Annotated in this window: 20 protein-coding genes; 18 read left to right on the top strand and 2 right to left on the bottom strand. The window is 53.3% G+C overall.

The window, feature by feature from the left end:
• Positions 1-37 precede the first annotated feature (37 nt).
• The 3 genes from gnd (at position 38) to NYE26_RS16795 (ending at position 2,735) form a co-directional block, all read left to right on the top strand.
• The gene (gnd, locus tag NYE26_RS16805) at positions 38-931 is read left to right on the top strand and encodes a phosphogluconate dehydrogenase (NAD(+)-dependent, decarboxylating) (protein ID WP_076078758.1); all 894 of its coding nucleotides are present in this window, start codon (positions 38-40) and stop codon (positions 929-931) included.
• Between the two features lie 217 nt (positions 932-1,148).
• Positions 1,149-1,343, top strand: a complete 195-nt coding sequence (locus tag NYE26_RS16800; RefSeq protein WP_339248985.1) for a hypothetical protein — start codon at positions 1,149-1,151, stop codon at positions 1,341-1,343.
• Between the two features lie 99 nt (positions 1,344-1,442).
• Positions 1,443-2,735 carry an L-serine ammonia-lyase, iron-sulfur-dependent, subunit alpha gene (locus tag NYE26_RS16795; protein WP_036724840.1) on the top strand — a complete coding sequence of 431 codons (1,293 nt, stop codon included), beginning with the start codon at positions 1,443-1,445 and terminating at the stop codon, positions 2,733-2,735.
• Between the two features lie 31 nt (positions 2,736-2,766).
• Here NYE26_RS16795 and NYE26_RS16790 read toward each other — a convergent pair whose 3' ends face one another.
• Together NYE26_RS16790 and NYE26_RS16785 are read right to left on the bottom strand one after the other, a co-directional pair.
• Entirely contained in the window at positions 2,767-3,822 is a 1,056-nt protein-coding gene (locus NYE26_RS16790; protein ID WP_339248983.1) for an ankyrin repeat domain-containing protein, read from the bottom strand.
• A 38-nt stretch (positions 3,823-3,860) separates the two neighbouring features.
• On the bottom strand, positions 3,861-4,616 hold the full coding sequence (locus NYE26_RS16785; RefSeq protein ID WP_036724867.1) for a DeoR/GlpR family DNA-binding transcription regulator: 756 nt from the start codon (positions 4,614-4,616) through the stop codon (positions 3,861-3,863).
• A gap of 264 nt (positions 4,617-4,880) precedes the next feature.
• Here NYE26_RS16785 and NYE26_RS16780 point away from each other — a divergent pair, with 264 nt between their 5' ends.
• The 15 genes from NYE26_RS16780 to NYE26_RS16710 all read left to right on the top strand — a co-directional run bounded on the left by NYE26_RS16780 (position 4,881) and on the right by NYE26_RS16710 (position 22,177).
• Positions 4,881-6,032 carry an iron-containing alcohol dehydrogenase gene (locus NYE26_RS16780; RefSeq protein ID WP_339248982.1) on the top strand — a complete coding sequence of 384 codons (1,152 nt, stop codon included), beginning with the start codon at positions 4,881-4,883 and terminating at the stop codon, positions 6,030-6,032.
• 29 nt (positions 6,033-6,061) lie between these two features.
• Positions 6,062-7,537 carry a rhamnulokinase gene (gene rhaB / locus NYE26_RS16775; RefSeq protein ID WP_339248981.1) on the top strand — a complete coding sequence of 492 codons (1,476 nt, stop codon included), beginning with the start codon at positions 6,062-6,064 and terminating at the stop codon, positions 7,535-7,537.
• An 11-nt stretch (positions 7,538-7,548) separates the two neighbouring features.
• Complete coding sequence (rhaA, locus tag NYE26_RS16770) at positions 7,549-8,805, top strand: L-rhamnose isomerase (protein ID WP_339248980.1); 1,257 nt, start codon at positions 7,549-7,551, stop codon at positions 8,803-8,805.
• Positions 8,806-8,892: 87 nt separating this feature from the next.
• Positions 8,893-9,738: a rhamnulose-1-phosphate aldolase gene (gene rhaD / locus NYE26_RS16765; protein ID WP_339248978.1), complete on the top strand. Its 846-nt coding sequence runs from the start codon at positions 8,893-8,895 to the stop codon at positions 9,736-9,738.
• Between the two features lie 117 nt (positions 9,739-9,855).
• Positions 9,856-10,950 (top strand): NADH:flavin oxidoreductase, encoded by a 1,095-nt coding sequence (locus tag NYE26_RS16760; RefSeq protein WP_339248976.1) that lies wholly within the window; start codon positions 9,856-9,858, stop codon positions 10,948-10,950.
• A 226-nt stretch (positions 10,951-11,176) separates the two neighbouring features.
• Positions 11,177-12,418 carry a collagen-like protein gene (locus NYE26_RS16755; RefSeq protein WP_339248974.1) on the top strand — a complete coding sequence of 414 codons (1,242 nt, stop codon included), beginning with the start codon at positions 11,177-11,179 and terminating at the stop codon, positions 12,416-12,418.
• Between the two features lie 355 nt (positions 12,419-12,773).
• Positions 12,774-14,324 carry a tRNA (N6-isopentenyl adenosine(37)-C2)-methylthiotransferase MiaB gene (gene miaB, locus NYE26_RS16750; RefSeq protein ID WP_209878499.1) on the top strand — a complete coding sequence of 517 codons (1,551 nt, stop codon included), beginning with the start codon at positions 12,774-12,776 and terminating at the stop codon, positions 14,322-14,324.
• 24 nt (positions 14,325-14,348) lie between these two features.
• Positions 14,349-14,801 carry a YlbF family regulator gene (locus tag NYE26_RS16745; RefSeq protein ID WP_076086829.1) on the top strand — a complete coding sequence of 151 codons (453 nt, stop codon included), beginning with the start codon at positions 14,349-14,351 and terminating at the stop codon, positions 14,799-14,801.
• Between the two features lie 139 nt (positions 14,802-14,940).
• On the top strand, positions 14,941-15,711 hold the full coding sequence (locus NYE26_RS16740) for an NUDIX domain-containing protein (protein WP_036699096.1): 771 nt from the start codon (positions 14,941-14,943) through the stop codon (positions 15,709-15,711).
• 48 nt (positions 15,712-15,759) lie between these two features.
• Positions 15,760-16,311, top strand: coding sequence for an isochorismatase family cysteine hydrolase (locus NYE26_RS16735; protein WP_036724856.1), 552 nt, complete (start codon positions 15,760-15,762; stop codon positions 16,309-16,311).
• 56 nt (positions 16,312-16,367) lie between these two features.
• Positions 16,368-17,819: a nicotinate phosphoribosyltransferase gene (locus NYE26_RS16730; protein ID WP_036724857.1), complete on the top strand. Its 1,452-nt coding sequence runs from the start codon at positions 16,368-16,370 to the stop codon at positions 17,817-17,819.
• 381 nt (positions 17,820-18,200) lie between these two features.
• Entirely contained in the window at positions 18,201-19,433 is a 1,233-nt protein-coding gene (locus NYE26_RS16725; RefSeq protein ID WP_339248970.1) for a glycosyl hydrolase family 8, read from the top strand.
• A 130-nt stretch (positions 19,434-19,563) separates the two neighbouring features.
• Positions 19,564-19,833 carry a hypothetical protein gene (locus NYE26_RS16720; RefSeq protein WP_339248969.1) on the top strand — a complete coding sequence of 90 codons (270 nt, stop codon included), beginning with the start codon at positions 19,564-19,566 and terminating at the stop codon, positions 19,831-19,833.
• A 235-nt stretch (positions 19,834-20,068) separates the two neighbouring features.
• Positions 20,069-20,581 carry a hypothetical protein gene (locus tag NYE26_RS16715; protein ID WP_339248968.1) on the top strand — a complete coding sequence of 171 codons (513 nt, stop codon included), beginning with the start codon at positions 20,069-20,071 and terminating at the stop codon, positions 20,579-20,581.
• Positions 20,582-21,166: 585 nt separating this feature from the next.
• A complete protein-coding gene (locus NYE26_RS16710; protein ID WP_036724606.1) occupies positions 21,167-22,177 on the top strand; it encodes a 2-oxoacid:acceptor oxidoreductase family protein in 1,011 nt (336 codons plus the stop codon).
• The last annotated feature ends 16 nt before the right edge of the window (positions 22,178-22,193 follow it).

The raw sequence follows: 22,193 nt of genomic DNA, 5'->3' as shown, positions 1-22,193 counted from the left end.
AGCTTATATATGACTACACAATTCGGAGGGATTCGTAATGAAAGTCGGTTTAATCGGACTTGGCAAAATGGGCTTCAATCTGGGCCAGAACCTGCTGGAGCATGCCCATGAAGTGGTAGCGTATGATGTGAATCCTGCTGCGGTGCAGGAACTGGCCGAACGCGGTGCGTCCGGGGCAGCAAGCCTGGAGGAGCTTACGGGCCGGCTTGATTCCCCGCGCGTTCTCTGGATCATGGTTCCCCATACTTTTGTAGATTCAGTAATTGCTGAACTGACGCCGCTATTATCCAAGGGAGATATCATTATTGAAGCCGGGAACTCTCATTATAAAGAGTCGATCCGCCGTCATGAGGAGCTGGGTGCCCACGGAATTCACTTCCTGGATGCAGGAACCTCCGGCGGAATGGAAGGCGCGCGCAATGGGGCCTGCTATATGGTTGGAGGCGATGAGGAAGCGTGGGCGGTGGTCGAGCCGCTGTTCCGTGACACTGCGGTAGAGAACGGATACCTGTACGCCGGCAAATCCGGAAGCGGACATTTCCTCAAGATGGTGCATAACGGCATTGAATACGGGATGATGGCTGCGATCGGTGAGGGCTTCGAGGTGCTGGAGAAAAGCGGATATGACTTCGACTTCGAGCAGGTGGCCCGCGTCTGGAACAACGGCTCTGTCGTCCGCTCCTGGCTCATGGAGCTGATCGAGCGCGCCTTCTCCAAGGATGCCAAGCTGGAAGACATCAAGGGCGTCATGCATTCCTCCGGGGAGGGACGCTGGACGCTGGAGACCGCCTTCGACCTCCAGGCAGCGACTCCGGTTATCGCCATGGCTCTGCTCATGCGCTACCGGTCGCTGGAGACCGACACCTTCACTGGCAAAGTCGTCGCCGCCTTGCGAAACGAATTCGGCGGCCATGCGGTGGAGTCGAAGTAAGCGAAGGCAATTAGACTGAAACGGTGATATCAGGGGGCTGTCCCAAAGCCATGAAATGGCTGTTTGGGGCAGCCTTTTCTATTTCGGCTTTGGCCGGAGCAGTGCTTTTCCCGCCAATGGAGAAGTACTGCTCTTTGTTGTGCCTGCACAGAGAATCAGACAACCCGCCCGAAGCATATAAGTACAGAAACATGAAAATGGACGGGGGAGATGGCAGGTGTCCCGCAATCAGGAATTCAGAGTCTATCTGGTCACGAAGAGAGATATTTTACGGTTTATCGTGGTTGAAATCATTATCGGCAGTATGACATATAAGCTGGCTTTGAACCTTTGTCATAATGCGATTCTGGCAGGTGCCGGAGGCTGGGCTTGTACAGAAGGGCTGAAGCGGCTGGTGAAGCTGGGCGCGTGATGGGTAATAACGGGGATTCCCCGGATTGTCTATCTGATGTACTATATATAGAAACAGATTAGACATAGATAGACAGACAGAGGGAATGGTGATGCACAGATGGTTAACCTACTGGAAGTATTACACAAAGAAATTATGCCGGCAGAAGGCTGCACTGAACCGATTGCGGTAGCTTATGCCGTCTCGTTGGCGGCTGAGCTGGTTGAGGAAGAGATTACAGGAATCGAGCTGTTCCTCAGCGGCAATATCATCAAGAATGCAATGGGTGTGGGGATTCCTGGTACAGGCCAGACGGGCTTGCCGATAGCGGCTGCCCTGGGTGCGGTGGTGCGCCGCTCGGAGCGGAAGCTGGAGATTCTGTCCGGGCTGACCCCGGCGGAGCTGGCAAGTGCAGAGGGACTCCTGGAGCGTAAGCTGCTGGAGGTTGAGCTGAAGGATACGCCGGAGAAGCTATATATAGAAGCGAGAGTACACAGCAAGAACCATACCGCCACAGCGATCCTGGTAAAAGAGCACACGAATGTGCAGTATCTGGCGAAGGATGGCCAGCGGCTTGAGCCGAAAATGGACAAGGCCGACTGCGGAGACCCGCTTAGTCTGGACCCCGAGGTATACTCGGTCTCACTCGAAGATATCTATGCCTTCGTTCAGAATACACCATTCGGGGATCTTCGCTTCCTGCTGGAGGGAGCGGTTATGAATAAGGCGATCTCGGAGGAAGGGCTGCGCGGGGAGTATGGTCTCCAGGTGGGCCGGAAAATGAGCCAGCAATCCGCCCTCAATCTGTTCGGCGCGGATGTGGCGAACCGGATCATTGCCGCAACGGCAGCCGCATCCGATGCTCGGATGGACGGCAGTGCCATGCCGGTAATGACGACGGCGGGCAGCGGCAATCAGGGGATTGCCTGTACCATGCCGGTCATTGCCCTGGCCGAGCTACTCGGCAAGGATGAGGAGACCCTGGCAAGAGCGATGGCGCTCAGCAATCTGATTACCATCCATGTGAAGCATTACATTGGCCGTCTGTCCCCGCTCTGCGGCTCAGGCATTGCCGGTGGAGTGGGGGCGGGCAGCGGCATTGTCTATCTGATGGGCGGGACGCTGGCGCAGATCAAGCACTCCATCCAGAATACGATTGCCTCTACTTCCGGCATGATCTGCGATGGTGCCAAGCCAACCTGTGCGCTCAAAATCTCAACGGCCACCAACGCGGCCATTCAGTCTGCCACTCTCGCCATGAACAATATCTCCGCGGGTCTTAATGACGGTGTCATCTTCGAGAAGGTGGAGGATACAATCAAGAATATGGAGACCCTGGTCCAGGAAGGGCTTGCCGCCACAGACCAGGCGATTCTGAATATTATGCTCTCCAAGGGAGCCGCTTCTTCATAGGGAGCAGGACAAGTGCTGGATGTCTCAGCATTTAGCGTTTGTAATCCGGCTGCGGCAACGAAACGGGCTGTGGATTGGCAAGTACCCAATTCACGGCCAATTCGCATAATCTGGCCGGCTCATCATTGCCGTTGCCATGGCGCAGGTAACCGGCTAATTCCGCTGCTTCCTTGAGCTGCGCAGGGTCCAGAGGTGTGCCCGAGGCGAAGTGCCGGAGCAGCGCATTCAGCATTTTACGGAAATCGGCATCCCAGTTGCCTCCGCCGTTATTCATGATTTCATGTGAGATCCGGCCGGTGATGCGAATGACCTCTCCCTGCACGGTGAGCGCATGTCCTGACGCCGGGATTAGTAATTCCCACAGCTCCTGGTGCTGATCCTGCCATCTTGTGCTGTTTACCTCGATCTTGGAAACGCCGTCATGCATCACCCGCGCTGCTACAGGCTCCACATCGAACAGCTGGTACAGGGATTCGAGTGCATCTGCGGTTTCACTCAAGCGCTCTTTATTAAAATTGGATCTGGCGAATTCAAATGCTTTGCCGATCTTACTCACGGATTCCTGCATCTCCGGTGTGATCTCCGCTCCGGCATCAAGCAGGATCTGCGAGATTTCCAGCATGCTATCGATATCGCTATTCCGGCATTGTAATAAGGCTTTGGACAGCGGGGTGTTCCCCGACTTATTTACCGCATGGACATTTGCGCCATGGGCCACCAGATCCCGTACCGCCTGAGTCCGGTAATAGTTGACCGCAGCGTGCAGCGGGGTCTGGTTCTGATAATCCAGGGCTTCCAGCTCTGCACCAAGCTCCAGGAATAATGGAATATTGCCGGACCAGGTTCCAGCCTGGGAATACAGCGGGGTACGCTGGTATTTGTCCCTCGCATTAATATCGGCACCTTGCTCCACCAGCCAGCGGACCAGCTCATCCGGAATCTGCCGCATGCTGAGCGCGGGTTCTTTGTAATATCCCAAGGTTGCATCCCAATCACATTTTTCAAAAACAGCCTTTAGTGCATCGACATCCCCTGATTTAACCAGATCGCCGAAGTCGGCGGGTAAGGTTTTTCTCTTTTTGCCCATTTAAACATTTCTCCTCCCTAAAATGATCTCCCATGAACTTAGTACAAAACTTCTACATTCTTCTCGGACAAGAGCTTCAGCCATGCCTCCGAAGGCTTGCGGTCGGTAATCAGCACATCGATCCGGCTTAGCTCTGCGAGCCTGGCGAAGGCCGTCTGGTCGAACTTGGTATGGTCCGCGAGCAGCACAACCTTGTGTGCCTGGCGCAGCATATACTTCTTCAGCTCACATTCCGGTTCATTGGAGTCGGTGACCCCGCGGTCCATATCGAGGGCCTTGCAGCTGATTACGGCGGTGTCCACATTGTAGCGCTGGATGGTCTCATGGGCCACAGGGCCGACAAGCGACAGCGAACGGTGGCGGAGTGAGCCGCCTGTAGAAATAATGCTGTGGCTCGAACTTGCGAACTCATGGAGAATGTTGATCGAATTGGTGATGATCGTCAGATTACTTTTATTACCCAGCAGCTTCAGGAATTCAAACGAAGTCGAGCTGGGGTCCACCATTAGCGTATCCCCGTCATTAATCAGATCCAGGGCCTGGATCGCTATTGCGCGTTTGATATCCGTATTGAGTGCTCCCCGGGTCAGAAAAGGCAGGTCCTCATTGGTATGCCTGTTCAGCATGGCTCCGCCGTAGGTCCGGCTTACAATGCCATCCTTCTCCAGCTTCTCCAGATCTCTGCGAATCGTCTCCTCTGTTACCTCGAACATCCGGCTCAGATCGGACACCAGCACACGCTTGTCCTGATGGACAAGGTCGATTATTTTTTTGCGTCTTTCGGCAGCGAGCATACGTATCACCTTTCCAGAGTTGATAGTCTTAATATAGCCTGTTATTTCTGTGTTGTACAACACAATTCACCTGATTTGCTCTGAAACCCACAATAATGATTGCTTATTTCCCGTAAAACAAACAATAAACAAATAAAAACAACTTATTTAGTGTTTAAAGTGTTGACAACACAGATTAACGGCGATACGATGAGAAGGTCAACAGGGAGATGTGCGCTTACAGTGTTCATTAACTATTTACGTGCCCGGGAGGCTGGTTAAGCAATGAGTACTCATGTCTATTATGTGCCGTCGATTAACATGATGGGGAAGGGCTGTCTGAAGGACATCGCCCCGTACATTCAAGAGCTGAAGCTGAACAAGGCGCTTGTGGTCACAGACAAGTTCCTGATGAAGAGCGGAATCGCCGGAAGGCTGCTGGCTGTGCTGGATGCGGCGGGGATTCAGTATGTGGTATATGATGAAGTGAAGCCGAACCCTACCTGCAAAAATGTTCATGACGGCGTAGACTTCCTGAAGCAGCACGAATGTGACTATCTGATCTCCATCGGCGGCGGCTCGCCGCAGGATACGGCCAAGGCCATCGGCATTGTTTCCACCAACGGGGGGCATATTGCCGATTATGAAGGCGTTCACAAATCCAAGAATAAATCTCTGCCGATTGTCGCGGTGAACACGACGGCCGGGACTTCAAGTGAAGTGACGATCAACTACGTGATTACAGATGAAGAGCGCAAGATCAAGATGGTCATGGTAGACAAGAACAGTATCGCCACCATCTCGGTGAATGATCCGGAGCTGATGGTCGATAAGCCTGCTGCGCTGACGGCGGCTACGGGCATGGATGCACTGACGCATGCGATTGAAGCGCTGGTCACTCCAGGCGCATATCCGGTAACCGATGCTACGGCACTGGCTGCGGTGGAGCTGATCTTCGGCAATCTGGCGCGGACGGTAACGAACGGACAGGATATTGAAGCGCGTGAGCAGATGGTCTATGCGATCTTCCTCGGCGGCCTTGCCTTCAATAATGCAGGCTTAGGCTATGTGCATGCCATGGCCCATCAGCTCGGCGGGGTGTATGATCTGCCGCACGGTGTGTGCAATGCAATGCTGCTGCCTTACGTGGAAGAAGAGAATGCCAAGCATGTGCCGGAGAAGTTCAGAGCGATTGCCAGAGCGGCCGGTATGCAGACTGAAGGACGCAGCGACAAGGAATGTGCGGATTACGTCATTGAGGCGATCAAGGCCTTGTCCAAGGAGGTTGGCATTCCTGCCAAGCTGTCCGAGCTGGGTGTAGCGGAAGTAGATCTCGATCTGCTGGCTGAGAACGCCATGAAGGATGCTTGTGCGCCCGGTAATCCTTTTATTCCTACCAAAGATGAAGTAATCGCGTTATTCCGCAAAATTCTGTAAATCACCTCCCATAGAATAGGAGATTCCCTATGACCTATCATATCGCCGTCGATATCGGCGCCTCCAGCGGACGGCTGGTGCTCGGACAGCTCGTGGACGGGAGCCTCCAACTGGAGGAGATTCACCGTTTCAGCAATGGCTTCACAGAGCAGGAAGGCTCCTGCTTCTGGGATATGGATTATTTATTGAATGAAATTATTAACGGTCTGCAGCAGGCGAAGCTAAGAGGCATTCACGAATGCACCCTCGGCATTGATACCTGGGCGGTAGATTATGTGCTGCTGGATGCCGAAGGCAAGCAGATAAGCCGGGTCTATGCCTACCGTGACCACCGGACCGACGGGGCGATGGAAGAAGTCGGGCGGCTCCTTCCGCCCGAGAAGGTCTACGCCAAAACGGGCATTCAGCAGCTTCCCTTCAATACACTGTATCAGCTATATGCGCATGACCGGGAAGAACTGAAGGCGGCCGATCAGATTCTGCTGGTGCCGGATTATCTCTACTACCGGCTCGGCGGACGTAAGATGAACGAGGTTACCAACGCATCCACGACGCAGCTATTGAATCTTGCGGCCCGTGATTTCGATGCCGAGCTGCTGGAATTCCTGGGTCTGCGGCGTGAACAGTTCGCTCCGTTAACCGAGCCTGGGGAAGATCTCAGCTTCATTACGCAGGAGCTGCGCGCGGAGTATGATCTGCCGGAATGCCGCCTGATCTGCGTGGCTACGCATGACACAGCATCTGCGGTACTCGGTGTGCCTGCTCAGAAGGACCGTGCATCAGCCTATCTTAGCAGCGGAACCTGGTCTCTGCTGGGAGTAGAGCTGGATCACCCGATCAATAACAGCAGAGCGATGGCCGCTAATTATACCAACGAGTGGGGCGCTTACGGGACTTACCGGTTCCTGAAGAATATTATGGGCCTCTGGCTGATTCAGGAAGTGCGCAGACTGGACGGCGGAAGATTTAGCTTCGCGGAACTCGCAGAGCAGGCCGGTGAATGCCCAGGCTTCCGCAGCCTGATTCCCTGCAATCATCCGCGGTTTTTGAACCCGGACGATATGATTCAGGAGATCCGCCAGGCCTGTCTGGAGAGCGGCCAGCCTGTGCCGCAGACTATGGGCGAGCTGGCCCGCTGTATCTTTGACAGTCTGGCGTTATCCTACCGCAGTCATCTGGCTGAGCTGGAAGAACTCACCGGGGAGCTAACCCAAGTGCTGCAGATTGTCGGCGGCGGCGCTAACAATGGGCTGCTGTGCCAGCTGACGGCAGATGTTACCGGCAGGGAGGTGCTGGCCGGACCGACCGAATCCACAGCCCTGGGTAATCTGGCTGTGCAGATGATTGAGGCGGGGCGCATAGCAGATATCCATGAAGCCCGGCAGATCATCTCACAGTCCTTCGCGATTCAGTCTTATCTTCCGCAGCCGGTTCCTCAGCTGGCGGAGCTGCTGGTCCGCTGGGAGCAGCTTCATCCGGGAGCGGATGTTCACAATACGTATTAGGAGGCAACAGCATGGATCAGAGCATCATTAACAGCTACAACGAAGCCAAGAAATTATATGCAGCCCATGGAATTCAAACGGATGAGGTACTGGAGAAGCTGGCGCAGATCAAAGTATCGCTGCACTGCTGGCAGGGCGATGATGTACGGGGCTTTCTGTTCAAGGATAAAGAGCTGAGCGGCGGCATTGCCGTGACCGGCAGCTACCCAGGACGGGCCGGTACCCCGGATGAGCTGCGTCAGGATCTGGAGAAGGCTCTCTCGCTGATTCCCGGCAAGCATAAGGTCAATCTGCATGCGATCTATGCTGATACGAAGGAGCAGGTGGATCTGGATGAGCTGGCGCCGCGCCATTTCAAGAATTGGGTGGAATGGGCCAAGGAGCAGGGCTTAGGCCTTGATTTCAATCCGACCTGCTTCTCGCATCCGAAGGCGGCAGACGGGTTCACCCTGAGCCATGCGGACGAAGAGATCCGCAGCTTCTGGATTAAGCATTGCAAGGCTTCCCGCAGCATTGCTGAGCACTTCGGCCGCGAACTGGGCCAGCCGTGTGTGACGAATTTCTGGGTGCCTGACGGCTACAAGGATACTCCGGTAGACCGGCTGGCACCGCGCATGCGACTGAAGGAATCGCTGGACGAAATCTTCAGCGAGGAGATGGATCCGCAGTACACTATCGATGCCGTGGAGAGCAAGCTGTTCGGTATCGGCTCGGAGAGCTACGTTGTCGGTTCGCATGAGTTCTACATGGGCTACGGCCTGACACGCGGTAAGGCCATCTGTCTGGATGCCGGGCATTTTCATCCGACGGAAGTGATCTCGAACAAGCTCAGCTCCATCCTGATGTTCAGCGAGCAGCTGCTGCTGCATGTCAGCAGACCGGTCCGCTGGGATAGCGATCATGTGGTCACGATGGACGATGAGCTGCTGGAGATTGCCCGCGAGCTGGTTCGCGGGGATCTGCTGCCGCGCACGCATATCGGGCTCGACTTCTTCGACGGCAGTATCAATCATCTGGCAGCTTGGGTAATCGGTACGCGCAATACGATCAAGGCGCTGCTGCGCGCTATGCTGGAGCCGGTAGAGGAGCTTCGGGACATTGAACGGGCCGGAGATTACACCTCACGGCTGGCCCTGGTGGAAGAATTCAAGTCCTACCCGTTCGGTGCTGTCTGGGATTACTACTGCGCTTCGCAGGGGACCCCGGTCCGCGAGGGGTGGCTGGCTGAAGTGAAGCGCTATGAACAGGATGTATTGGCTTTAAGATAAGATCAGGCTGCTGAAATTACAATGACTGCTGAAATAATAAATAACAAGTACCCGCACGCTTAGGGTGCATATAGAAGGAGAGAGCATATGAGTACTTCCGTAATTGAATCCAAAGGGTATATATCCGGCGTCACCGCGCCTTTTATCGAGGAAATGTCCGAAATTACCCATCACATGTGGTCGCTGGGCTGGGATGAGCTGAACGGGGGCAACGTCAGTTACCTCCTGGATGAAGAAGAGGTAGCCAAGTATATTAATATCCGCGAGCCGCTGCGCACGATCAGCCTTACCTTCCCTGTAGCCGAGCTGGCGGGCAAATACTTCATCGTTACCGGATCAGGCAAGTATTTCCGCAATGTGATCAAGGACCCGGAAGCCAACCTGGGTGTACTGCGTGTCAGCAGCAGCGGCGAGAGTGTAGAGGTGTTATGGGGATTGCGTAATGGCGCTGTTCCGACCAGTGAGCTGGCTTCCCACTTCATGAGCCATATCGAACGGCTGAAGGTAGATCCGGCGCACCGGATTGTGCTGCATACCCATGCAACGAATGTAATTGCCATGACCTTCACCCATGATCTGGATGAGCTGAAATTCACCAAGACGCTGTGGGAGATGTGCACAGAATGTCTGGTGGTCTTCCCGGATGGCGTCAGCGTCATTCCCTGGATGGTGCCGGGGAGCAGCGAGATCGGCCGGGCCACCGCTGACCGGATGAAGGAGTACCGCGTAGTCATCTGGCCGCAGCATGGGATCTTTGTGACCGGGGCGACGATGGATGCCACCTTCGGACTGGTTGAAACAATTGAAAAGGCCGCGATTGTCTATAACCTGATCGGCGGAAGAGAGATTCGGCAGAAGATCACCGATCAGCAGCTGGCAGATCTGGCCGCAGCCTTCCGGGTGACTCCAAAAGCCGGAGTGCTGGACTTATAAGACTTATCAAATCTCTTGAACTGGCAGTCATTTGCATTTGCCGCCGGGAAGCGTCATACTATGCTTACTTAAAGTAATCATCAAGTAATCATCGTATGAAATGGAGGCTAGTGAATTATGAATGCTGCTGCATTGTTTGAACCTTTTGAATACGGGAGCTTGTCTCTCAGTAACCGTGTGGTGATGGCCCCGATGACCCGGGTGTATTCTCCCGGAGGCGTACCTGGTCCTGAGGTGGCGGCGTATTACCGCCGCCGCGCGGAAGGCGGGGTGGGCCTGATCATTACCGAAGGTACAGCCATCGATCATCCGGCGGCAGTCAGCCATCAGGATATCCCGAACTTCCATGGCGAAGCCGCTCTGGAGGGATGGGCGCAGGTCGTGCGCGAGGTGCATGCCGCCGGAGGCAAAATTATGCCTCAGCTCTGGCATGTCGGCATGGCCCGTAAGATCGGTGAGGAGCCTAACGCTTCGGCGCTGCCGATTGGCCCGTCCGGGCTGAATCTGGCCGGAGAGCAAGTCACAGAGCCGATGACTAAGAGCGAGATTCAGGCTATCGTCAGTGCCTTCGCCAAGGCAGCGAAGGCAGCCAAAGCCGTCGGCTTCGACGGCATAGAGCTGCACGGCGCCCACGGCTATCTGATCGACCAGTTCTTCTGGGAGAAGACCAACCGCCGCACCGATGAATACGGCGGCGATCTGGAAGCCCGCACCACCTTCGCGGTGGAAGTGATCGATGCCTGCCGCCGTGCGGTAGGACCGGATTTCCCGATCGTACTCCGTTTCTCGCAGTGGAAGAGCGGGGCCTATGACGCTAAGCTGGCGGAGACGCCGGAGGATCTGGCCCGTTTCCTGACCCCGCTCAGCAATGCCGGGGTTGATATCTTCCATTGCTCCACCCGGCGGTTCTGGGAGCCTGAATTTGCAGGCTCTGAGCTGAATCTGGCGGGCTGGACGAAGAAGATTACGGGCAAACCGGCGATTACAGTGGGCTCTGTCGGCCTGGACAGCGCATTCACCAGTGCGGTTATGGAGAAGAATGAGGATAACAACCTTGAGCGGCTGCTGCTCCGGCTGGATAAGGGAGAGTTCGATCTGGTGGCGGTAGGCAGAGCCTTGATCAGCGATCCGGCTTGGCCTGCCAAGGTACAGGCAGGCAAGATTAACGAGATTATTCCGTTCACCTCGGAGTCTACCAAGACATTGTATTAATCAATAGAGCTTGATCTGTAACACCCTGTGCTAAGCCATTAGGTTAGACTTCAAGTCTATCAGCTCATGGCTGCCTGCATGGGGTGTTTTTTTTGCGGGTAAATCTTTGAAGATGTACTGATTGTTACTGTTTCTTATAATAATGCCAATATGCCAACACTCTTCTGTTTTCTCTCGAATATTGCTATTAATATAGCTGGATTTAGGTTGAGAGGGGAGCTGGAAAATGGCAATTTTATCTACAGGACCGATTGAGAATAATATTGCAAGCAATACGGGGACCCGGCCGACTCAAAGGGTAACACTCAAAATAGACGGCCGTAATATAACCGGATTCTTCGATATTCTTATTTTGGGTTATACCCTGAACGGCATACGCACCTTATATGTGCAGGAGGAGATCAGTGTGGCCCCCTCCCAAGTGGTTACCAAAATTTACTATGCGGACCTGGATGCTTTTGAATTCGTGTTCAACACGACAGGAACGGCAGTCTCCGAAGCGCAGGTATCTCTATGGGGCCAAAATGCCAGCGGGCAGCTGGTGACAGCACACCGGCTGGTCTCCCAGGAGTTGCTGGGAGAAGAGGCAACAGGAGTCACCGGAGCCACAGGAGTAACGGGTGCGACGGGTGCAACGGGGGGGACGGGTGTAACGGGTGTGACGGGTGTAACGGGGGTAACGGGGGTAAGTGGAGCCACGGGAGTAACGGGTGCAACAGGAGTAACGGGTGCGACGGGTGCAACGGGTGCAACGGGTGTAACGGGTGTAACAGGTGCAACGGGTGCAACGGGTGTGACGGGAGTAACGGGTGTGACGGGTGCCACGGGAGTAACGGGTGCCACGGGAGCCACGGGTGTGACGGGGGTAACGGGTGCAACAGGTGCAACGGGAGTAACGGGTGCAACGGGTGCAACGGGTGTAACGGGTGTGACGGGAGTAACGGGAGTAACGGGAGTAACGGGGGCGACGGGGGTAACGGGTGCAACGGGAGTAACGGGTGCAACGGGTGCCACGGGTGTGACGGGTGCAACGGGTGTAACGGGAGCGACAGGCGCACTGGCCTCATCTTATGCCTATATTTTCAATACGGGGGCCCAGACCGTGGCTACGGAAGCAGATGTTACTTTTGACAGCAATGAGAGTCTTGTCGGCTTCTCGCATACCCCTAATACAGCTCAGATTAATGTTGAGAATGCAGGAGATTATGCGGTAATCTTCATTGTCACCGCAGTGGAACCGAATCAGTTCACTTTGTATCTGAACGGTGCACCTGTAGGTGGCAGCGTCTATGGTTCAGGAGCGGGAACACAGCCTAACCCCGGGATGGTGATTATCTCTGTAGTCCCCGGCGATGTAATCACTTTAAGGAACCATTCCAGTGCCGCTGCAATCAATTTACAGACCTTAGCCGGAGGAACGCAGATCAACTCCAACGCATCGATTTTGATCTATAGGCTTGGGGGTTAAAACGTCCGGAGGCAAGCTGGTTGTAATAAATAAGTCCGGGACCTTACATTTTAGGCCGGGCTTTTTTGTCGTATAGGAACTTATATTATCCGTCTGTTGTGGATAAGGGGGCATAGCGTGGGGAGAAGTACTCTTTGAATGATCCGGAGGCCGCATGAGTATATGAGGAGCTCAGAATGTATGCGGAAAACGGCATACATTTGCTGGCGCGTAGGCTGGTGGCCCGTATACGTTACAGTAAAGCCCCTAGCTCCTGAAATGTTCAGAATGGATTATCTTGGGAGCGGTATGATATAATTTTACATTAGAAAAGCACGGAAAATATGGGGACATCAGCAGAGGATGTGACTTTAGCATGGCGAAGGGGAGCAAGGATTACGGGCAGTATTTCGATTTCACGGATGCCAAGATCGTCAGCGAGACTGAAGGCAAGACCACTTACCGGATCAAAGGCAGGAACGTGCAGATCAACAGCCAGCCCGATTACAAGGAAGGCAAGCGGCGGGGCAAGGAAGAGATCGAAGTGCTGTATCATTTCGACATTCCGCCGGAGATGGCAGATTTCGGTGCAGGCAAGAGCTATCATATTACCACCTACGGCTGCCAGATGAATGAGCATGACACGGAGACGATGAAGGGTATGCTGGAGCAGCTCGGCTACCGGGCGGCTGAAGACCGCAGCGAAGCTGATATTATACTACTTAATACATGTGCGATCCGCGAGAATGCGGAGGATAAGGTATTCGGAGAGCTGGGCCATCTCAAAACACTGAAGCTGGAGAAGCCCGGCCTGCTCCTTGGGATCTGCGGCTGTATGTCCCAGGAGGAGGGCGTGGTCAACCGGATCATGAGCCGGTACGGCTTCGTGGATCTGATTTTTGGCACACATAATATCCACCGCCTGCCGGAGCTGATTAAGGAAGCGGTGTTCAGCCGCGAGCTGGTCATTGAGGTCTGGTCCAAGGAAGGCGATATCATTGAGAATCTGCCGAAGAAGCGGGAGGGTCTGCGCGCCTGGGTGAACATTATGTACGGCTGCGACAAGTTCTGTACGTATTGTATTGTACCGTTCACCCGGGGGAAGGAGCGGAGCAGACGTCCTGAGGATGTCATTGCCGAGGTGCGGGAGCTGGCCCGCCAGGGGTTCAAGGAAGTAACGCTGCTGGGGCAGAATGTGAATGCCTACGGCAAGGATTTTACGGACATTGATTATACCTTCGGCGACCTGATGGACGACATGCGGGGGATTGATATTCCGCGTATCCGGTTCATGACCTCGCATCCGCGTGATTTTGACGATAAACTGATTCACGTGCTGGGCAAAGGCGGCAATCTGGTGGAGCATATCCATCTGCCGGTGCAGTCGGGAAGTACAGCCGTGCTGAAGCGGATGAGCCGCAAATATACCCGTGAAGCCTATCTGGAGCTGGTCCGTAAGATTAAGGCAGGCGTGCCGGATGCGGTGCTGACTACGGATATTATCGTCGGCTTCCCGGGTGAGACGGAGGAGCAATTCGAGGAGACACTGTCCCTGGTGCGCGAAGTAGGGTATGATATGGCGTATACCTTCATTTATTCTCCGCGCGAAGGGACTCCGGCAGCCGGGATGGACGATAATGTTCCGTCAGAGGTTAAGAGCGCGCGTCTCCAGCGTCTGAATGATCTGATCAAGGAGCAGAGCCGTCTGGGGAATGAGCGGATGCTAGGCCGGCGGGTGGAGGTATTGGTGGAAGGTACGAGCAAGAATAATGCCCGGATGCTGGCTGGACGTACCCGTGACAGTAAGCTGGTGCATTTCGAAGGCCCGTCCTCCCTGATCGGCACGCTGGTGCAGGTGAGCATCACCGGCGCGAAGACATGGTACATTAGAGGGGACTATCAGGCGGAAGCCGCAGCGGTCCTCTAATTATAGAGAAATGAGGCGAGAAGAATGAGCCAGGAAGAAGCACGACTGAATGAATATGGCATGCAGACCCACAATACCCGCGATTTAATTGTCCGGGAGGATATTATGGGCAAGGCGAAGGACTTGGCTGCACTCATCTCCACCAGTGAGGAGGTCCGTCATTTCCAGCAGGCCGAGCAGAAGATTCTGAATCACGAGCGTGTGCAGGGACTTATTGCTACAATTAAGAAGAAGCAGAAGGAGATCGTGGCGTTCGAGAGCTTCAAGAACCAGGCGATGGTCGCGAAGATTGAACGTGAGATTGAAGAGCTGCAGGATGAAATCGACAGCATCCCGGTCGTGAACGAGTTCCAGCAGAGCCAGAGCGATATCAATTATCTGCTGCAGATGGTGATTTCAGTGATCAGGGATACCGTTTCGGATAAAATCAATGTGGAAGCAGGCACCGAGGCGCCGCCCTCCACTTGCGGAGATTAATGCAGAATCACCCGGGGGCGGATGTGAATCCGTCCCTTTTACATATCTGCGGCCTGCCCCGGTTGATTTTGGGCGGACAGGTTTGGTACATTAAAAGATACGAACAACAAACAATAGCTGCGGCAAAGGATGATCTATAGTGACTGAGAACGCGGAACAAACCTATAACGCCAAGAAGTACCGCACTCCGGATGGCGTTCCGGCGGATATTGTCATGTTTACACTGACCAAGCGCGAGCGGAAGACCGTCACGAAGACGCTGCCGCTGCGCGAGCTGAAGGTGATGCTGGTCCGGCGCAAAAAATGGCCGTGTGCGGGCATGTGGGCCCTGCCGGGCGGCTTTTGCCAGGAGGATGAATCGATCTATGATGCTGCTACGCGCGAGCTGAAGGAAGAAACGGGTGTGGACGGCGGACATCTGGAGTATCTCGGCGTCTACAGCCAGCCGGGCCGTGATCCGCGCGGCTGGATTATCAGCCATGCTTTCTTTGCTCTGGTGGAGGAGTGGATGCTGGAGCAGCGGCAGGCCTCGGATGATGCAGGCGAGGTTGGCCTGTTCACACTGCAGGAAGCGCTGGAGGAGCTGGAGCTGGCTTTTGACCACCATGATATTATTACTGATGCCTACCTGCGGATTCAGCAGCAGATGCTGCAGACGACGATTGCCCGGCAGTTCCTGCCGCGTCATTTCACGCTGAGCGAGCTGTACCAGGTGATCCAGACGGTGGTGCCGGAATTCAAAGAACCGAATTTTATCCGCAAAATTACGTCAACACGCAGCCGTCAGGGTATATTAAAAGAAGTGAGCGATGAAGCGGGGAATCCGCTCAGCTCCAATCAATACTCCCAGCGCCCGGCACAGCTCTATATGTTCACGGACCATGAGCCGTTATTATCCATTTATACGTAAGCTGCCGGGAAGTGCAGGCCCATTAACCTTTTAGGAGGCTATCCTACCATGAGAGCACTGATTGTAATTGATTTCACGAATGATTTCGTTGACGGGAACCTGCCAGTCGGCCAGCCCGGCATCGATATTGCGCCCAGAGTCAGTGAACTGACGGAACAATTCGTGCGCAGCGGGGACTATGTGGTGATGGCTGTAGATCTGCATGAAGCGGATGACCCGTACCACCCGGAGACCAAGCTGTTTCCGCCGCATAATCTGCGGGGAAGCGAGGGGCGTGAGCTGTACGGCAGCCTGAAGGCTGTCTACGAGGCGAACCGGGAAGCCATCTACTGGATGGACAAAACGCGTTACAGCGCCTTCTGCGGCACGGATCTTGCGCTGAAGCTGCGTGAACGGGGCATTACCGAGGTACATCTGATCGGGGTATGTACGGATATCTGTGTGCTGCATACGGCAGTGGATGCCTACAACCACGGCTTCGGGATTACGGTGCATGAGGATGCCGTCGCCAGCTTCAATCCTGACGGTCATGTATGGGCGCTTGGACACTTCCGCGGCAGTCTTGGCGCAAAGGTTGTCACGGGCGCTATAGAGAAGTAGCACATCAGCAGAGACAGAACCCAAATACAACAGTGGAATGACTAGGAGATGAGGACTTGAGGAGAGAACTTGCTCTACATACAGACAAATACCAGATCAATATGATGTATGCCCATTGGATGAATGGTACACACAAGCGCCGGGCGGTGTTCGAAGCCTATTTCCGTAAGCTGCCGTTCGGCAACGGCTTCGCTGTATTTGCCGGGCTGGAGCGGATCGCCCAGTATATTGCCGAGCTGCGGTTCACGGAAGAGGATATCCGCTACCTGTCGGAGCAAGAGGAGAACTATGCGCCGGCCTTCCTGGAGGAGCTGCTGCAGTTCCATTTCCAAGGCAGTCTTCATTCCATGAAGGAAGGGGCCCTGGTGTTCCAGGATGAACCGCTGATCCGGGTCGAGGGTACGATTATGGAGGCGCAGCTTGTCGAGACTGCGATCCTGAACTTCATGAACTATCAGACGCTGATTGCTACCAAGGCGTCACGGATCAAGCAGGTGGCCCCGAATGATACGCTGCTGGAGTTCGGAACGCGCCGCGCGCAGGAAGCGGATGCCGCAGTCTGGGGCGCTCGCGCCGCTTATGTCGGCGGCTTCCATGCGACTTCTAACATGCTGGCCGGCAAAAAGTTCGGCATCCCTACGAAGGGCACCCATGCCCATTCCTGGGTGCAGAGCTTCCCGAGCGAGCAGGAGGCGTTCGACGCTTACGCGCGGGTAATGCCGGACGGCGTGACGCTGTTGGTGGATACGTTCGATACCCTGCGCAGCGGTGTGCCGAATGCGATCAACACGGCGAAGAAGCTGGAAGCGCAGGGCAAACGGATGAACGGCATCCGGCTGGACAGCGGTGACCTTGCTTATCTGTCCCGCAAGGCACGCGAGATGCTGGATGAAGCCGGGCTGCAGTATGTGAAGATTGTGGCCTCCAATGATCTGGATGAGAACACCATCATGAACCTGAAGTCGCAGGGGGCGGCGATCGACACCTGGGGGGTCGGAACCCAACTGATTACCGCTTCGGATCAGCCTTCACTGGGCGGTGTCTATAAGCTGGTCGAGATCGAAGCGCCAAGCGGCGAGATGATCCCCACGATCAAGATCTCTTCGAATCCCGAGAAGGTATCCACGCCCGGCAAAAAGGAAGTCTACCGCATTATCGGCCAGAACGGCAAGGCGCTGGCTGATTATATCAGCTCCGCCGATGAGCCAGCACCCCGCAGTGGAGTGCGGCTGAAGCTGTTCAACCCGCTGCATCCTTATATGAAGAAGCATGTGGAGCGTTACGACGCGGTGCGGATGCTGGAGCCGATTGTAGTGAACGGGTTCCAGGTCTATACCCTGCCGGAGCTGGCGGAGATCCGCCGTTACCATGAGGAGCAGCTTGACCTCTTCTGGCCGGAGTACTTGCGCAAGCTGAACCCGGAAGTGTTCCGCGTGAATCTCAGCGAACAGCTATGGAACCGCAAGCAGCAGCTGATTGCGGAGCATATGATTACCGATGTGGAGTAACCGGACCGTAGTGCAGGAATAGAGATGTTGACTTAGCCCCTTCAACCGGATGAATTGTCTTCCGGCTGAAGGGGCTGTTGCTGCATCAATGGAGGAAGGCCGCTGGGCAGGCTCCTATTTGCTATCTTAACGGGCACTTCTTACGTAGGACCATATGCTTATTGACATAGATTCTCTGGAATAATATATTAAATATGTTCCGATTTACAATTTTGGTAGAAGAAGATTATTTTTTTGGGACGAAAATTTAAGCGCTTTAACTTTTGTCCGGCAGGCAGCATCCGCAATATCCAGTAAGGAGGTGAGCTTTTCCTACAGCTGTCCGTTTGTGAATACAATGGGTTCTCTTAAGTATCCACCCCAACCACAAGGAGTGAATGGATGATGAACAAGCAAGGGAAACGCAAGCTGCACTGGAAAAGTCTGATGCTTCTATGTCTGGCCATATTTATCCTGCCTGCCGGGTCTGCCTTCGCCGCTGTGAACAAACCGTTCCCGCAGCACACCACCTATACAAGCGGAACCATTAAACCGAATAATGTCACTCAGACCGTCATGGATAACGCCGTCAAGACCAAATGGGATGCCTGGAAAGGCGCATATCTTAAGCCTGCCGGAACAGGCAAATATTATGTGAAATATAATTCAGCCGGGGAGACGGTCTCTGAAGCACATGGCTATGGCATGCTGTTCACCGTGCTGATGGCCGGCTACGACATTAACGCACAGACCTACTACAACGGACTCTACAATTATTACACAGCACATCCAAGCGCCATCAACCCCTATCTGATGTCCTGGAAGCAGAACAGCAGCTTCCAGAATATCGAAGGGGAAGACTCCGCAACCGACGGAGATATGGATATTGCCTTCTCGCTGCTGCTGGCCCACAAGCAATGGGGAAGCAGCGGAACCGTCAACTATTTGCAGGCTGCGACGAATATGATTAACGCTATCATGGATAATGAGATTAATCAGACCCAGTGGACGATCCGTCTCGGGGACTGGGCGAACAGCGGCTCATACAATACGGCTACCCGCCCTTCAGACTTCATGCTCAATCACCTGAAGGCCTTCCAGGCTGCTACAGGGGATGCCCGCTGGCAGAATGTAACGAACAAGACCTACACCTTAATCAACAGCCTCTACACCGGCTATAGCTCAACCACCGGCCTGCTGCCGGACTTCGTGGTCTACTCCAGCAATACCTATAAGCCGGCTGCGGCTAATTTCCTGGAGGATGCCAACGACGGCAACTATAACTACAATTCCTGCCGCACCCCGTGGCGGATCACCACCGATTATCTGCTGACAGGCGATAACCGGGCCTTATCCCAGCTGAATCAGCTGAACAGCTGGATCAAGACCAAAGCAAGCAATACGCCGGGTAACATCAAGGACGGCTATAAGCTGAACGGAACCACCTTCGGCAGCTATAATAGCGGCGCATTCTATGCCCCCTTCGGCGTAAGCGCAATGACCTCCTCCGCCAACCAGAGCTGGCTGAACTCCCTGTGGAGCCATACGGCGAACAGCTCGGCAGAGGATTACTATGAAGACAGCATCAAGCTGTTCTCCATGATTGTCATGTCAGGCAACTGGTGGGCGTACTAAGCAGTACACGGCAGCTTCCCGGTGTAAACTGGTGAAGCTGCTTTTTTAATTGATTAGGAAATTATGATTTACGTCCGATATGGATAAGTTGTGCATAAAGTTGGGGGAAGTGTCTTGGAGCATCGGCAGGATGACTATATTCTGGATCAGTAATAGGAATGACTTCGCTGATTTCACCGAACAGCCGGATATCGTCGAAAAACCGACCACATTCGGTGCGGCGGAGGTGTGTGGGCCGGATATGGTCGAAAAACCGACCACATTCGGTGCGGCAGAGGTGTGTGGCCCGGATATGGTCGAAAAAGCGACTACAATGGGGATGCCGCAGGCATTTTGTTCTGGCATTATGGAGAAGATTATCACTCTAGCAGTACTGGTTATAAATGGCTTGTTTCCTTGAGACGTTTATATTATGTCTACATCGGTCAGACTTTGTCCCTGCATTGAATATGCATGATTAGAGGAATATGACATAATGTGATATTTAATTCAATAATATAACAAATAATAACAAAGTAACCTTCAGTAAATATCTATCATATGACATCTTATGGACTATATTAAAAATATAGGGTCAGATGTATTATTTAAGATGTAATCGGCCGATTAACAATGGTTGGAAAGGCGGAAGAATTGTGAAAATTAAAAAGTTCCTGTCTGTTCTTCTTATCTCTACTGTCGTTTTGATTCCATCGGCTTCCGCATTTGCCGAAGAAAATAGTCAGTTATCTGAAGTCCGGCCAATGGTAGTTGGAATTGGAGATACCCAGTCCACTGCAATAAGTTTATTATTAAATGGAGAAGGTGGAGTATTAGGCGGGGTTATTTACGATCTCTTTATTCAAAATTCCACAGAAAAAGATTGGTTTAAATGGACTAATACTACTTCTACTTATAAAAGAGTATATGCGACTGTAGGAGGTTTTACTGGGAACGGACCGACAAGAGCTGGTTATAAAATTAATTATAATAATGGTTTTGGTGAAACCCAATTGTTTTATACAGAAAAGGCGGGTACAACAGAATCACAAACCTTTGGTAACATTTTTGTGCCACCAGGAGCAACAGTATATATCGTTGTAGATGCTCCGAACTTTAGTTCACCACCTGCTTACCATTTGAATTTTTCTGCATACGAAGTACTCTAATATGAGCTGAATATTTAGTAGGGCTGTCCCAATGGGATAGCCCTCTGTTTTTAAGTGGGCTCGAAGCGAGGACTTGGGTGGACGCTCCAAGGACGGACCGTTGTTCAAATGTACATAAATCAACTCTATCGAATAAAGTTATGTCTGCATAACTTGCGGACTAAAATCTGCCCACTGTTTTAATGAATCTACTTTATTTACTTTGCCCTACAGTAAACACAGCCCTAAAAGGGATGAAGATCATTGACGATGCTGCCGGTACTGTGCATCGCCCAAAATTTCTGTGATATTTTTAACATCTTAATTTTTAATTTTATTGCTAAATTAAGGATGACATCTCATCCACAGTTTGCTTGGGAAAGTGCGGAATTACACAGAATTTTCACATTTTGTCGTTTTCATGGAAGCATTCCTTCTATTGAAATAACACCGCACTGTCGCATATAAAGAAATCTGCATAAATCTATAAAGAACTGTGATTTCCTGAGCGTGGAAAATGCAAGATATGTCACTTCGCGGCTTGCAAAATCAAGTTACAATCGCTCTAAAAAGTCAAAAGGATGTACTAAGAAAGGGGTTATGTCGGTGGTACAATTGCCAATAGTAAATGAACTGGGATTCTTTGAGATTCGTCTGGAATCCATTGGAGGCCTGGGCGCGAACCTGGCAGGTAAAATGCTGGCGGAAGCAGGAGTGGTCGGCGCAGGGCTGAACGGCGTCAGCTTCTCATCGTACGGTTCGGAGAAGAAGGGGTCTGCGGTTAAGGCTCACATCCGCTTCTGTGATATGGATACCCATATCCGCGATACTTCACCAGTCGAGCGTCCGCATGTTGTCGGCGTATTTCACGAAGCACTTGCCAAGACCGTGAATGTAACCAGCGGAATTCATGAACACAGCACCGTTCTTGTGAACTCGGCCAAGACGCCGGAAGAACTCAGAGAACTGCTGAAGATGAAGGCCGGCACGATTGCGGTAATCGATGCTACCAGCATCGCACTCAAGGAGAAGAACCGTGTTAACATGGCCATGCTCGGGGCGCTGTTCCGGCTCTGCCCGTTCCTGGATACGGATATCATGAAGGGCGTCATTGAGAAGTCGCTCGGCAAAAAATATCCGCAGGCCGTCCAGTCGGCCATCACGACCTTCGAGCGCGGCTACAATGAAGTGAAATTCATGCAGTTCGAGCTGGCTGCCGGCGACAGCATGCCGGAATATGTCCGTTCCGATATCTCGGCTCTCGGTTATGAGACTCAGCCGATGGGCGGAACGATCACCAACCCGGGCAGCAGCTTCCTGAAGAATCTCAGCATCTCCCGTTCCGGTATGCTTCCGGCATTTGAGATCGAGTCCTGTATCAACTGCGCACAGTGTGACACGGTATGTCCTGACCAATGCTTCGTGTGGGAAGAGCGCCTGGACCGCAAGGGCCGTTCGCAGATGTTCCTGCTCGGTATTGACTACCAGTACTGTAAAGGCTGCCTGAAATGCATCGGTGCCTGCCCGACCTCGGCATTATCCAGCATGAGGGAGAAGGAAGGCTATGCGGACAGCCATGCCGTGAAGCATCAGTTCGATCTGGTAACTCCAGTCTAAAACCCGGAAGAAAGGT

Source organism: Paenibacillus sp. FSL P2-0136 (assembly GCF_037975325.1).
GTDB classification, from domain to species: Bacteria; Bacillota; Bacilli; order Paenibacillales; family Paenibacillaceae; genus Paenibacillus_AQ; species Paenibacillus_AQ silagei.
Note: the sequence above shows the minus strand (reverse complement) of the source record. Positions and strands in the feature narration are given on the sequence as shown.

Coding starts and splice junctions, on each gene's coding strand:
- gnd (WP_076078758.1), top strand. CDS start 38: ATGAAAGTCGGTTTAATCGGACTTGGCAAAATGGGCTTCAATCTGGGC.
- NYE26_RS16795 (WP_036724840.1), top strand. CDS start 1,443: ATGGTTAACCTACTGGAAGTATTACACAAAGAAATTATGCCGGCAGAA.
- NYE26_RS16790 (WP_339248983.1), bottom strand. CDS start 3,822: ATGGGCAAAAAGAGAAAAACCTTACCCGCCGACTTCGGCGATCTGGTT.
- NYE26_RS16785 (WP_036724867.1), bottom strand. CDS start 4,616: ATGCTCGCTGCCGAAAGACGCAAAAAAATAATCGACCTTGTCCATCAG.
- NYE26_RS16780 (WP_339248982.1), top strand. CDS start 4,881: ATGAGTACTCATGTCTATTATGTGCCGTCGATTAACATGATGGGGAAG.
- rhaB (WP_339248981.1), top strand. CDS start 6,062: ATGACCTATCATATCGCCGTCGATATCGGCGCCTCCAGCGGACGGCTG.
- rhaA (WP_339248980.1), top strand. CDS start 7,549: ATGGATCAGAGCATCATTAACAGCTACAACGAAGCCAAGAAATTATAT.
- rhaD (WP_339248978.1), top strand. CDS start 8,893: ATGAGTACTTCCGTAATTGAATCCAAAGGGTATATATCCGGCGTCACC.
- NYE26_RS16760 (WP_339248976.1), top strand. CDS start 9,856: ATGAATGCTGCTGCATTGTTTGAACCTTTTGAATACGGGAGCTTGTCT.
- NYE26_RS16755 (WP_339248974.1), top strand. CDS start 11,177: ATGGCAATTTTATCTACAGGACCGATTGAGAATAATATTGCAAGCAAT.
- miaB (WP_209878499.1), top strand. CDS start 12,774: ATGGCGAAGGGGAGCAAGGATTACGGGCAGTATTTCGATTTCACGGAT.
- NYE26_RS16745 (WP_076086829.1), top strand. CDS start 14,349: ATGAGCCAGGAAGAAGCACGACTGAATGAATATGGCATGCAGACCCAC.
- NYE26_RS16735 (WP_036724856.1), top strand. CDS start 15,760: ATGAGAGCACTGATTGTAATTGATTTCACGAATGATTTCGTTGACGGG.
- NYE26_RS16725 (WP_339248970.1), top strand. CDS start 18,201: ATGATGAACAAGCAAGGGAAACGCAAGCTGCACTGGAAAAGTCTGATG.
- NYE26_RS16720 (WP_339248969.1), top strand. CDS start 19,564: ATGACTATATTCTGGATCAGTAATAGGAATGACTTCGCTGATTTCACC.